The organism is [Borrelia] finlandensis, from assembly GCF_030438365.2.
Taxonomy (GTDB): domain Bacteria; phylum Spirochaetota; class Spirochaetia; order Borreliales; family Borreliaceae; genus Borreliella; species Borreliella finlandensis.
Genome location: NZ_CP124070.1, coordinates 404,416 through 416,925 on the forward strand (window position 1 = coordinate 404,416; position 12,510 = coordinate 416,925).

Annotated in this window: 16 protein-coding genes and 2 tRNA genes; 4 read left to right on the top strand and 14 right to left on the bottom strand. The window is 28.8% G+C overall.

What is annotated here, in order from left to right; translation table 11 throughout:
- Positions 1 to 29: 29 nt before the first annotated feature.
- The 11 genes from rplL to QIA19_RS02515 form a co-directional block, all read right to left on the bottom strand.
- Positions 30 to 404, bottom strand: a complete 375-nt coding sequence (rplL, locus tag QIA19_RS02465; RefSeq protein WP_002556985.1) for a 50S ribosomal protein L7/L12 — start codon at positions 402 to 404, stop codon at positions 30 to 32.
- A 70-nt stretch (positions 405 to 474) separates the two neighbouring features.
- The gene (rplJ, locus tag QIA19_RS02470) at positions 475 to 963 is read right to left on the bottom strand and encodes a 50S ribosomal protein L10 (RefSeq protein ID WP_301365579.1); all 489 of its coding nucleotides are present in this window, start codon (positions 961 to 963) and stop codon (positions 475 to 477) included.
- A gap of 4 nt (positions 964 to 967) precedes the next feature.
- Positions 968 to 1,648, bottom strand: coding sequence for a 50S ribosomal protein L1 (gene rplA, locus QIA19_RS02475; protein WP_008882498.1), 681 nt, complete (start codon positions 1,646 to 1,648; stop codon positions 968 to 970).
- The gene (rplK, locus tag QIA19_RS02480; protein WP_008882701.1) at positions 1,648 to 2,079 is read right to left on the bottom strand and encodes a 50S ribosomal protein L11; all 432 of its coding nucleotides are present in this window, start codon (positions 2,077 to 2,079) and stop codon (positions 1,648 to 1,650) included. Before rplK ends, rplA begins: the two co-directional genes overlap by 1 nt.
- Before the next feature lie 51 nt (positions 2,080 to 2,130).
- On the bottom strand, positions 2,131 to 2,685 hold the full coding sequence (nusG, locus tag QIA19_RS02485; RefSeq protein ID WP_184107488.1) for a transcription termination/antitermination protein NusG: 555 nt from the start codon (positions 2,683 to 2,685) through the stop codon (positions 2,131 to 2,133).
- Between the two features lie 23 nt (positions 2,686 to 2,708).
- On the bottom strand, positions 2,709 to 2,879 hold the full coding sequence (secE, locus tag QIA19_RS02490; protein ID WP_002556990.1) for a preprotein translocase subunit SecE: 171 nt from the start codon (positions 2,877 to 2,879) through the stop codon (positions 2,709 to 2,711).
- 27 nt (positions 2,880 to 2,906) lie between these two features.
- A tRNA-Trp gene (locus tag QIA19_RS02495) sits at positions 2,907 to 2,979 on the bottom strand.
- Between the two features lie 8 nt (positions 2,980 to 2,987).
- Complete coding sequence (rpmG, locus tag QIA19_RS02500) at positions 2,988 to 3,167, bottom strand: 50S ribosomal protein L33 (RefSeq protein WP_002556991.1); 180 nt, start codon at positions 3,165 to 3,167, stop codon at positions 2,988 to 2,990.
- Positions 3,168 to 3,194: 27 nt separating this feature from the next.
- A tRNA-Thr gene (locus QIA19_RS02505) sits at positions 3,195 to 3,267 on the bottom strand.
- Between the two features lie 73 nt (positions 3,268 to 3,340).
- A complete protein-coding gene (locus tag QIA19_RS02510) occupies positions 3,341 to 4,189 on the bottom strand; it encodes a hypothetical protein (RefSeq protein ID WP_301365584.1) in 849 nt (282 codons plus the stop codon).
- A 13-nt stretch (positions 4,190 to 4,202) separates the two neighbouring features.
- Positions 4,203 to 5,234 carry a tetratricopeptide repeat protein gene (locus QIA19_RS02515; RefSeq protein ID WP_301365585.1) on the bottom strand — a complete coding sequence of 344 codons (1,032 nt, stop codon included), beginning with the start codon at positions 5,232 to 5,234 and terminating at the stop codon, positions 4,203 to 4,205.
- 339 nt (positions 5,235 to 5,573) lie between these two features.
- Here QIA19_RS02515 and QIA19_RS02520 point away from each other — a divergent pair, with 339 nt between their 5' ends.
- Positions 5,574 to 6,233 carry an ankyrin repeat domain-containing protein gene (locus tag QIA19_RS02520; RefSeq protein WP_301365587.1) on the top strand — a complete coding sequence of 220 codons (660 nt, stop codon included), beginning with the start codon at positions 5,574 to 5,576 and terminating at the stop codon, positions 6,231 to 6,233.
- Positions 6,234 to 6,242: 9 nt separating this feature from the next.
- On the opposite strand, the gene QIA19_RS02525 is transcribed toward QIA19_RS02520, so the two are convergent.
- Positions 6,243 to 7,793 carry a hypothetical protein gene (locus QIA19_RS02525; protein ID WP_301365589.1) on the bottom strand — a complete coding sequence of 517 codons (1,551 nt, stop codon included), beginning with the start codon at positions 7,791 to 7,793 and terminating at the stop codon, positions 6,243 to 6,245.
- A 106-nt stretch (positions 7,794 to 7,899) separates the two neighbouring features.
- Here QIA19_RS02525 and QIA19_RS02530 point away from each other — a divergent pair, with 106 nt between their 5' ends.
- A complete protein-coding gene (locus tag QIA19_RS02530) occupies positions 7,900 to 9,102 on the top strand; it encodes a dicarboxylate/amino acid:cation symporter (protein ID WP_301365591.1) in 1,203 nt (400 codons plus the stop codon).
- 11 nt (positions 9,103 to 9,113) lie between these two features.
- Here QIA19_RS02530 and proS read toward each other — a convergent pair whose 3' ends face one another.
- Together proS and QIA19_RS02540 are read right to left on the bottom strand one after the other, a co-directional pair.
- Positions 9,114 to 10,580, bottom strand: coding sequence for a proline--tRNA ligase (gene proS / locus QIA19_RS02535; protein WP_301365592.1), 1,467 nt, complete (start codon positions 10,578 to 10,580; stop codon positions 9,114 to 9,116).
- Positions 10,581 to 10,632: 52 nt separating this feature from the next.
- Positions 10,633 to 11,310, bottom strand: a complete 678-nt coding sequence (locus QIA19_RS02540; protein ID WP_301365594.1) for a DUF2259 domain-containing protein — start codon at positions 11,308 to 11,310, stop codon at positions 10,633 to 10,635.
- Positions 11,311 to 11,475: 165 nt separating this feature from the next.
- Here QIA19_RS02540 and QIA19_RS02545 point away from each other — a divergent pair, with 165 nt between their 5' ends.
- Together QIA19_RS02545 and QIA19_RS02550 are read left to right on the top strand one after the other, a co-directional pair.
- Positions 11,476 to 11,892 carry a hypothetical protein gene (locus tag QIA19_RS02545; protein WP_301365596.1) on the top strand — a complete coding sequence of 139 codons (417 nt, stop codon included), beginning with the start codon at positions 11,476 to 11,478 and terminating at the stop codon, positions 11,890 to 11,892.
- Positions 11,889 to 12,500 carry a DUF3996 domain-containing protein gene (locus QIA19_RS02550; protein ID WP_301365598.1) on the top strand — a complete coding sequence of 204 codons (612 nt, stop codon included), beginning with the start codon at positions 11,889 to 11,891 and terminating at the stop codon, positions 12,498 to 12,500. The genes QIA19_RS02545 and QIA19_RS02550 overlap by 4 nt, the downstream gene beginning before the upstream one ends.
- Positions 12,501 to 12,510 lie beyond the last annotated feature (10 nt).

The window sequence follows — 12,510 nt, forward strand, 5'->3', positions numbered from 1 at the left end:
AATAACAACTTTGATATATTTTTAATTTTTTATTTAACTTCAACTTTTGCGCCAACTGCCTCAAGCTTCTTTTTTAATTCTTCAGCATCTGACTTAGAAAGACCTTCTTTAATAGCTTTAGGAGCAGCTTCAACCAACGCCTTAGCTTCTCCAAGACCAAGCCCTGTAATAGCTCTAACTTCTTTTATAACATTTATCTTGCTATCACCAAAAGACATAAGAATTACATCAAATTCAGTTTGTTCTTCAGAATCAGCCGAACCTGCTGAAACAGCCCCCCCTACACCAGCAGCAACAGCGGCAGTTACTCCAAACTTTTCCTCAATAGCTGTTACAAGGTCAACAACTTCCATAGTTTTTGCACCTTCAAGCCAGGTTAAAATATCTTCTTTATTTAGTGCCATATTAACTCCTTATATATTTTCATTTCACAGTGATAGCATGCACTCAAAAATTAAGACTAACACTGCCATGTTAATTTTTAACATCAGCCAAAGCTTTCAATGTTCTTGCAAGCTTAGAAACTGGCGCTTTTAACACGCTAGCAAATAAAGAAATAGACTCTTTTTTGGTAGGAAGTTTGCTGTAAGCTTGAACTTTAGCCTCATCATAAAACTCTCCTAATACAAAACCGCCCTTTACTTTTAAAGTACTACTTTTTACAAAATCATAAAAAATTTTTGCTATTACATTAGCTTCTTCTAATGCAGTAACAACAACTGTGGGGCCAACCAAACAAGAATCAACAACATTAATATTCTTTTCTTTTAAAACCATCTTCATTATATTGTTTTTAACAACTTTTAATGCTCCATGTTCGCCTTCTATTTTATTGCGAAGTTCTGTCAACTGAGCTACATTTAAACCTCTATAATCTAAGAAAAAAAGATTTTGTTTGCTATCTATAAACTGTTTTAATAAATCAAACATTTCCAACTTTTTAGAATTTATCTTTGCGCTCATAATGTTACCTCCAAACAAAATTAACTTTTATAGAAGGCCCCATAGTAGATGAAATATAAATACTATCTATAAAAGCTCCCTTTAAGTCACTCGGCCTTTTTTTAACAACTTCCTTGATAAATTCCTCATAATTTTCTTTTATCTTTTCATTGTCCATAGAAGATTTACCAAAAGAAAAGCTTATTACACCATTTTTATTTGCCCTAAATTCTGTTCGCCCCCTTTTAAGACTATTGATTGCATCTTTAAGATTATTTGTAACTGTTTGAGTCTTTGGATTGGGCATTAAACCCCTTTTTCCTAAAATAGGACCAAGTCTTCCAACATCTTTCATCATATCAGGAGTTGCAACAACAACATCAAATTCATCCCAACCGCTTTTAATCTTATTTATAAGATCATCATCGCCAACATAAGTTGCACCAAAAGCCCTGGCTTCATCTGCTCGATCACCTTTTGCAAAAACAAGTATTCTTTTTGGCTTCATAAACTGATTTGGCAAAACTATAGTGTCTCTAACAGTATGATTCTTTTTTAAATTAAGGTTAATAGATATATCTATAGTTTCATCAAATTTGGCAAATTTAATTTCTTTTAACAGCAAAATTGCATCTTCAATGTTATAAAATTTATTCTTATCCACTTTAGAAAAAGCTTCAATATATTTTTTACCCTTTTTTGACATTATTTCTCCACCTCAACACCCATTGAACGCGCACTTCCTGCAATAATTTTAAACGCTGCCGATTCTGACTTTGCATTTAAATCAGGCATTTTAATTCTTGCTATCTCCATCAACTTTTCTTTTGATATGGTTCCAACTTTGTCTGTATTAGATTTTTTAGATCCTAATTCTATCCCAATAGCCTTTTTAATTAAAATCGAAGCTGGGGGAGTCTTTACAATAAAAGAAAAACTTTTATCACTATAAACAGTAATAATAACAGGAACCACAATGCCGGGATCCATCTTTGCGGTCCTCTCATTAAATTCCTTTACAAACTGAGGACCACTAACTCCATGAGGTCCAAGCGCTTGCCCTATTTTAGCTCCTGGAGCCGCTTGAGCAGCTGGAACCTGCAATTTAATCCAAGAAATTGCTTTTTTTTTTGCCATATAATCTCCTTATGGTAATAACGCCTTAAAAGCTCCCATTAGTATTAAATTTTAAATCTTTTCTATATGTTGGAAATCAACTTCAACAGGCGTTGATCTTCCAAAAATTTGAACTGCAACTTTTAATTTCTTTCTTTCATAATCAATAGAACTAATAAGCCCTTCAAAGGAGTCAAAAGGTCCACCCTTAATTCTAACTCTTTCCCCTTCTTCAAAGTCATAAAGCATAAAAATAGATTTATTTGCTTTAATCTCACCAGTAAGCATAAAAACACTTTTTACTTCTTCATCATTAATAGGAATAGGCCTTTGCCCCTTACTAACACCAACAAAATTAATAACACCTTGAACTTTGATGATATTAGCAACAATATCTTTCCAGCCTACTTCTGGAAGATCTAGCTCAATAAGAATATAGCCTGGCCAAATTTTTCTCTCTCTTATTCTTTTCTTGCCATTTCTTATCTCTTCTACTTTTTCAATAGGAGCCTTAACATCTAATACCACACCACCAAAAACACCTTCATTTATTAAAAGCCTTATGTCCTGCTCTATCTTTTTCTCATATTGAGAATAAGTTTGAACTACATACCAAGCTCTAGACATAATTTATCCTTCTTATAACAAAACTAAAATACATAAGTTACAACAAGAAACATGAGATAATCGACTATACCCAAGAAAATTGAAACAAATAATACCAGCCAAAAAACTTGCTTTCCATTTCCAACAACTTCATTATACTTAGGCCACGTTACCTTCTTAAGCTCCAAGATACTATCTTTGATAAACCTAAACACTTTAAAGCCTCACTTTAATTCTAACAACAGGTCAGGAGGGATTCGAACCCCCAGCATACAGTTTTGGAGACTGTCGTTCTACCGTTGGAACTACTGACCTATTATTTATTATTTTATTTTTCCCTCTTTATGAAGAGTGTGTTTTCGTAATTTTGGACAATATTTCATCAATTCTAACTTTTCTTGCTTATTACGTCTATTCTTAGTAGTGGTATAATTTCTAATTCCTGTCTCTTCACAAATCAAAGATATAAGCTCAACAGCCCCTTTGCCCTTCTTTTTACCCATATAACAAAACTCCTAACTACCAATAAAAGCCCTCAATCGGACTTGAACCGACGACCCCCACCTTACCATGGTGGTGCTCTACCAACTGAGCTATAAGGGCACTAATTCCCTATAAAACTCTTTATTATCTTAGTTGATTGTTTAGAAAAAAACAAGTACTAAATTTAATTTTCTTACTTTATTACAACAAGTTTTCCATCTTGCAGAAGTTTAATGTTGTTACTATTTGAAAACAACTTATTAATAGAATACTCATCAAGTATAATATCTGTATTATTTTTACCATAAATACTTTTGGCAACTAATTTCAAAGGACGATGTCCAACCCTATTTTTATTATTATAAAGAACATCATTGCTATACTCAAGCATTCCCCATTTTTTCAAAGCCTCTGAAGAAACCATTCTCTTATCAAAATATGGCCTAATGTTTTCATCATAAATTTTGATAAAAAAAGAGTCTTCTAATTTTTTAGAACCAGAAGTATTATTGTAGACTTCGCCTACATAAATCACAATTCCTGTATAATCGGTTTTATCAACATCAGAATTTACCAATGGATAAAAAGCTTTATAAGGAGTTTCATGTGAAAAAAATAAATTTATAAAATCGGGAAAAAGACTAAGCTCATACCTAACAGTAAGACTTCTTAAATCTTCTGAATATTTTATATAAGACCTTTTCAAAATACTATTAGGCCCTGAAAAATTAAGTATCAAGCTGGGATTCAGGTCAAAATAATTCTTAAAAGTATTTTCAGAATCCATAATTATCTTAAAAAGAGATTCTCTTATTAACGTATCTTTAAAATCATTAATGGTTGCTATTAATTTAGACGCTGTATTTAAACCCACTGGTCTAAATTCATTTTCATTAATTTGCTTAACAATGTCAAAACAAATAACCTTCCTATCCCAATCGATTATTCTGTGCACACTTGTTTCAGTAGCTTCATCTTTTATTATGGAAACATTAGAATAAAGTAGAAATAAATAACTAAAAAGAAACTTAAGAAAATGCATTATCTCCTTCCTATTATTTTTTACCTAAATACACACCTATCCAAGTCCAACCATTATTAATTTCTGGATCTTTAGGATAAACAATTCTTTTAAAAACAAAATACCATTCACGAATATGGTCCCAGCCCCTTGACTCAAGATAAGATATATCGTCACTAGAATCCGCCTCAAGATGATTTGCAAATTGTATTCCGTTTTTTCTTCTCCCTCCAAGCCTAATCATCGTGGTTAAAAAGCTATTGGTATTAATAGAATTGCTCTTTCCGCCCTTTTGATCCCAGCTTTGAATAAAAAAATTATTCTTATCTCTTATATTAAGCAATTTAGAAGTATTCCCAGAAAGAACAAAATTTTTAACATCCTGAATTAAATCTCCTAAATTTCTATAAACAACAAACTCTGGATTATTAAAGTAATTAATTTTTGTAACAACATTAAAATAGTCTCTAGAATCTATTTTTAAATGTTCCCTTGGAATTGAAAGAAATTTTTTATAATAAAAATAAGATTCATCATAATCTTGAACATCTTCCAAGCTTAGCGCAAGATTATAAAAATAATTACCCTTTTCCTCATTATTTAAATTATCAATCCCCGTATTTAATATAAATTTGTAATAATTGATTTTATCGATTGAATCAATATTTAAATTGACAATCTTTTTAGCCACCCTTGTTTTCATTGAATAGTTTTCATAAACATAATCATCGAAATTATCAACAACACGCTTGTAAATACTAAAAGCTACAAAATCTTCTCCCATGGAATCATAAATATTGCCCATTAAATAAAGATACAAAGGATAATATTCTCTAGATTCATCATCAATAATTCCACTATTTACAATTTCTAAAGCATCTTTATAATTTTTATTTGCAATATATATGTTAACAACCCTATCAATAATAAGAAATTTATCTAATCTATTTTTATTAGAAGATTTTAAAAGATGTGTAAGATTTTGAATCTCGCTTTGCTTTTGGTTGCAAGAAGTAAATAAAAATAAAATCAAAATAAATTTAGCAATTTTGACCAATAGATTCATAAGAGTATTTTACAATATAAACTACACATAATAAAATGCACACCTCAATTTGAAAAGTTGTCAAAATTTTTATAAATACTAACTTAACATGACCACATTTTACATTAACGCCAATCTAAAAATATTAAAACAACAGAACTAAAGCCTAAATTTAAAATTTAATATAAAACTCCAATATTAAAAAATAGTAAAAATCATTTCATACCTGACAATTATGACCACAAAAATGTTGAAAAATAATCTTACAATGACCTATAATAAATGTTAATTTAATACCTATTTAAAAAGCAATCGCCTAAAATTAAACACTTTATTAAAGGAATATAAAACTCACAAAACATGAAAAAAGAATTCATTATGCTTTTACTGTTATTGCAAACAATAATGAATTTAAACTCAATAAATACTAATACAAGTGCTTCAATAGTAAAAGAATTGCAAAAAAATTTATATGTTTTCAATAGCAAAGAATATCAAAAAGATAAAGACACTTTAAATGAATTTATAAATTCAATAAATATAAACGACAAAAAAATCTTACAAAGTTTAGAAAAAATTAAAAATGAACTTTTTATAATATCTGTTTTTTTCAACAATAAAAAGGGGGTTTTAATTGCACTAAATCTTGGAGCAGAAATAAACTTTAAATATAAAATATCTCCAATTTCAATTTCAATAATAAACAATGAATTTGAAATCACAAAAATATTGGTAGATTGCGGAATAAGCCTTAATCAAATAGATGATACTGGTTATTCTCCAATATTTTGGGCAATATATACTAATAACGAAAAAATATTTGAATTTTTAAAAGAAAGCGGAGCTGATTTAAGTTTCACACTTAAAAATAGAAAAACACCAATGCAAGCCGCAATAGAAACAGAAAATATAAAACTAATTAAATCTCTAAAAAAGAAAAAAATTTACATTGACGACAATTTCAAAAAAGAACTTAAAAAGCTTAAAAACAAAGAAATAGTTCGAATTTTCGCAAAATAGAAAATAAATTTAATACCCATCAGATGCTTGGATATTTTTATCTTTATCAATAAGATCCTTGTATATAAAAGATTTTTTAGCAAGCGTCTCTTTTAAATTTTTAGAAAAGGGTAAATTCCTCCACATTATTCCACGTACTAATTTCTCAAGCTTTTGAATTCCTTTACTTTCTTTTTCTATCCAAAGAAAATAATCTTCTAGAAAAAAATTTTTAACATTTCCTTTTTTAATAAATTTAACATAATAATCGTAATATTGACCTGTAATTCCTGTTTCCATCCACCTAAAAGAAGCTTGCTCTTTTGCAAGTTCCCAAACAAAATCACCAATACCCAAAATAACTGCCCTTCTTAAGTTTTTAGCATACATAGGTATTAATATTTTACCCCTGCCATTTGCTCTGTTTTTAACATCAATTGATTCCCAACAAATTCCTTTATCACCATAAGAAGGTATTAATATAAAATAAGGAACTACTCTGAGCAAATCTCCTCTATACGCTTTTTGAAAAAGTCTAGGCTGAATATCTTCGATTTCCCAAACAAGCTGCATAATTCTTTCTCTACTTCCAAAAAATTGAGGGTTAGCAACTACATTATTTTTCAAAAGTATAGGAAAATGATTACCTCTTGGCCCTATTGCAAGTTTATTGGCACTTCTGATAACTTCAACTTCATCATGTGCAATAGTTGATTCAGTAGACATCCCAATATTATTCATTTTATTTTGAATTTCAAAAAGCTCTCTGTTAGCATCTTCAATTTTATTAATAAAAACATTAATATCCCGATTTGATTTAATAAGATCATCAACATAATTACTAGCAAAATTTAAAGGCTTTAGAATCGAATTAGGATAAGAACTCTGCACTCCGTATTCAGTCATATAGGTTAAATCGCTTTGACTATTATTTGAAAATAAAAATTCAAACATGCTTCTTAACTTACTAAGAGCCTCTTCTCTGATCTTATCAGTTCTCTTAAGGCTACTTTTTGCAAAATCAATATTTGCCAAAAGTTTTTCTTTCTTATTAAGTAAAATTTTTTCCATATCTTCTTCTTTAAAATTATCCGTTGGCAAATCGGTTGCTAATCTACTAAGCTTAAAATTATTAACCCCATAAAGCCATTCATCAAAATAAATAAAAGACTCATTATAATGATTGTCCCAAATAGTTTTTGAAATTAATAGCTGAATTTCAGATCCAAGTGCATTTGGAATAAGGGCGGCAAATCTAAATAAAATTTTCTGCTCCATGGTCAATTTTGAAATGTTTTTTGCAATTGATCTGAGAAAAGACCAATAAATGTTAATCACTTGATTATATTTTAAAACCCTATCAACCTCTTCTGACTGTGGATTTAAATAGTCTACCAAAACTTTATGAAGCTTAAAGCCAATTTCTTTACTGCTTGAAATAAGATTTTTATAAAAATCTTTAGTAAAAAATTGCTTATCATGCTCCTCTAAAGTTAAAATATTTGGCAATCTCGAATTTAAATCTGTATCTACAGAATCAGGATACTTATACAAACTACCCCCAAAAACACCCACAAGCAATATAGCGACACAAGTACAATTGTAACTCTAAAGTTTATATTTACAAAAAAATTTAGTACTATTTATTATACACAGTGTACCTTAAATCTCTGAAAGGAGAAGTCATATGAATATAAAAATCAATTTTTTTTTCACTCTGCCTATTGGAATCTTTTTAGGATTGTTTTTCCCTCTTGAAATTTATAGCTCCTTATCACATGCCTTTATACGATTATCATACTTATCTCTTATTCCCTTTTTAATATTTTCAATTCCATTAGGAATTGAAAATATTATTGAAAATAAAAACTTTAAAAAACTTTTTGGAAAAACAATTTATTATGGAATTTTAACTAACCTATCTGGAGTTGCTATATCAATAATAGCCGCAACAATATATCTTCCGCAAAGAATTCCAATACTAGAAAAAACAATACAAAATACATGTTTTTTTGAAAAAGAAGCTTTACTAGAAACATTTTTTCCAAAAAATATTTTCAAAATATTTACATCTAGTAATCCAAATCTACTAAGCATCTACATGATTTCAATAATCATAGGCACAAGCTTTTATTATGCAAAACAAAAAGGCAGAATAGCTAGAGAACTGATGCTAAGTGCATCCAATCTTTTTTATCATGCAAATGGGTTTATTGTAAACATATTAAATGTAGGAATCATTTTTATAACAGCAGATTACGCTACAAACTTAAAAAAGTTCAAAGATTACCCAAATTATACAAACAGCATAACATTCTTTTTGGCATGGACAATTATAATTTTATTTGTAATATTACCAACAATTAGTTATAGATTAACAAAAAATTTTAAAATGATATATAAAGGCATTTTTGTATCATTTCAAAACATAATATTTTCAGGACTTGCAAAAGATTCTTATTCCCCTTATGTGATATTAATAGAAGATATTAAAAATGAAAGAATAAATATAAAAAAATCCATAATTATAAACATACCTTTAATAAATTTTGTATCTAAATTTGGTACTATTTTTGTTTCAGTAATATCATTTTTTATAATTTTAAAATCATATTCTAGCTTACCCATTTCTATTTATGAAATAAGCTATATGAGCACTTTATCGTTTTTTTTTGTCTTTGCATTTCCTCATATACCAAATAGTTTAATTTATATAATTACAATGCTTTGCTCTACATATACAAAAGGAATAGAGCTAAATGTTTCTAACATAACACCAATGCTGCCGATATTAATCTCTTTGGCTTTACTAATCGACTTTGCTTTTAATATTGCAATCATTCATATAATAAACTTCAAAGAATTAAAAGATCAAGAAAAAATTAATTAAAGCTAAACAAATTAATAGGATTTGGCAAATAAAACAAAATATTTGGCTTTAGACGAACAATAAATACAAGTCATACCTGTTAAATCTCTGGCTTTAAAATCATCGGGAATACATCTTATTGTGGCTTTAGTTTCATTTTTAATAATATTTTCACAATTCAAACTGCCACACCAACAAGAAAGCACAAATCCAGAATAATCATTCACATAGGCCTTGAATGTCTCATAACTATCCTTACTGCTTCTAAAAATCTCCTTAGTATTCAAAGTCCTAAAATTTAATGCTCTTTTAAATAAAGCTTTTTGCATCAAATCAAGCTCTACCTTAACCTTGCTTACAAGAGAATCAAGTGATATTTGATACTTAAATTTTCTATCTTTATCTCTTCTTGAAATAGTAACAGAATTTAAAAGGACATCATTTATCCCCACTTCAAGACGTATTGGAATTCCTTTAAACTCGGCAGATGAAAATCTAAATCCTGGAGAGTTTCTAATGTCCTTATCAATTTCAACCCTAAATTCTGCTTTTTTTAAAGTATCCACAACACAATCAGAATAATCTAAAATTTTTTTATTAATCTCATCTTCTTTTTTAAAAATGGGAATAACAATAATTTCTATGGGAGCAATGCGAGGCGGTAAAACTAAACCTTTCTCATCAGAATGAACCATAATCAAAGCACCAATCAATCTGGTAGAAACACCCCAGCTACTAGCAAATACATGCCGCATCTTGCCATCTTTGTCTTGAAATTTTACATCAAATGCCTTTGCAAAATTTAAACCTAAATAATGGGATGTAGCGGCTTGAAGCGCTTTTTTATCTTGCATTAATGCCTCAATTGAATAAGTGGAAACAGCCCCCGCGAATTTTTCCTTTTCAGATTTTTTACCACAAAAAACCGGAATGGCCAAATACTCTTCTATGAATCTTTTATATACATCTAAAATAAGTAAAGTTTCTTCTAATGCCTCCTCTTCGGTAGCATGAGCAGTATGTCCTTCTTGCCATAGAAATTCGGTAGTGCGCAAAAAAGGCCTTGTTCTCTTTTCCCAGCGAACAACATTTGCCCATTGATTAATTTTAAGAGGAAGATCCCTGTAAGAATTAATCCATTTGCTATACATATTCCAAATAATTGTCTCAGAAGTAGGCCTTAAAACCAAAGGCTCTGCCAGACTCTCCCCACCAGCATCCTTAATAATAGCAAACTCGGGTGAAAATCCATCAACATGATCCTTTTCTCTTTCTAAAAAACTATAAGGAATAAGCATAGGAAAATATGCATTCTCGTGTCCTGTCTCTTTAAATTTTTTATCAAGTATACTCTGAATTTTACTCCAAATAGAATACCCATAAGGCATAATTACCATACATCCTTTTACAGGGCTGTAATCAGCAAGTTTTGCTTTCTGAACTATATCTAAATACCATTTAGAATAATCATCTTCTTTTGATGCTATAAAATCACTCATAAATTATCCTTAATAAAGCATTTCACTTCTTTAAAAAACTAAATAATTATATTCAATATTTTTTAACTTCAACCATAAACCGTTTATACCTATTTCCATAAGAATTTAACATGATTTTTTCCAAAACAAAAACAATTCCATCTTCATTTGGGAATAAAACAATCTCTCTTATTCTGTAATCAATAACATTCTTTCTATAATAATTTCCTCTTCCAACAGTCAAATGCTTTTCTAGAGTTGAATTACAATATCTGACAGATAAAAAAATATTAAAAGAAGAAGAAAGTTCTTGAGAATTAATATCCTTATTTATAAAAACTTGATATTCGTTTCCCGTTTTAAAATCAACAAAATTTAAAAAATCTGTTTCTGGAATTTCACTCTTTACATAAAAATAAATTTCGCGCCCTCTTCTTAAATGATTAATTTTAAATTCTTTAACTTTAAAATTAATCATCTTTAAAAGCTCATAAAGACTTTTATCATAGCTGTCTGAATACTCAATATGCTCCTTAAAAGTCTTAGAATGTACTCCAGAGTTTGCAAAATTATTTTTAAAAACATCAACAAAGTACACAGCAGAGTAATAATATCCATTTTCAAAACCATATTCGCCAAACATAAAATACCGATCATTATTAGAAAATCCTAAATTTTTAAAAAAAATATTTTCTGGAAACCCCAATAAAAAAGAAAAAAAATAAAAAAAAACGATATATAGTTTAATCATAAGCTTTGTATAAGTTTAATAACAATAAATTATGTACTAAATCTTATTTATAATTAATTTAGCCTTACTTAAAATAATATCAAAACAGCATTTCAAATTCAAAACTTTGATATACTATTTGTTTATAGATTAAAAACTTAATATTTAAATTTTTGGGATAAATTTTTGAAAAAAAGAATTAATGGCCTAAAGTTAGCTTCAAAAAGCTTGAGGCAAATAAAGTTTTTTTGCCATAGTTTTCTTATAAAACATTGCAAAAAAACTTATTTATTGCAAATTCATGAATTTATATTTCTTTCAAAGGCCAAAAAATCAAAACAAAAATATCTTCCCAAAAATCCTTTACAAACAAACAAGATTAACATCAATATACAGTCAAGTAGTATAATAATAGCTGTATTTGTGATTAAAAATTTTTTGATAACCAAAACCTTGATAAACAAAGCGATAAAAAATTCAACAATAAAGTTTTGCTATCAAAATAAGCAAATAAATATCGATATTTTTAATTTTTTATGCTTTATTAAAAATATTGTAAAAATAATTTCTAAAATTGAAAATAAAAAAGGAGAATTTCAATGAGAATGCTATTAGCAACAATAATACTTATATTAACAACGGGTTTATTAACTGCCCAATCCAAAAGCAAAAGTATGACTGAAGATGACTTTGATTTTGATAAACTTCTTGCAAAAGAAGAGTCTGTGCGCCGTTTATTTGGCATAGGTTTTGGAGTTGGATATCCACTTGCAAACATTACAATATCTGTTCCATATGTAGACATAGACCTTGGGTACGGAGGGTTCGTAGGGCTTAAACCCAACAATTTCTTGCCCTATGTTGTGATGGGTGTAGATCTTCTATTTAAAGATGAAATACACAAAAACACTATGATTTCTGGCGGCATTGGAATAGGTGCAGATTGGTCAAAAGGAAGTCCTGAAAAATCAAATGAAAAACTTGAAGAAGAGGAAGAAAATGAAGCACAACAAGTGGCTTCTCTTCAAAATAGAATAGGGATTGTGATAAGATTGCCTTTGGTAATAGAGTACAGCTTTCTTAAAAATATTGTGATTGGATTTAAAGCTGTTGCTACTATTGGAACAACCATGCTACTTGGCAGCCCAATGTCATTTGAAGGAGCTAGATTTAATTTCTTAGGCACAGGCTTTATAAAAATATATATATAATGGAAAATAA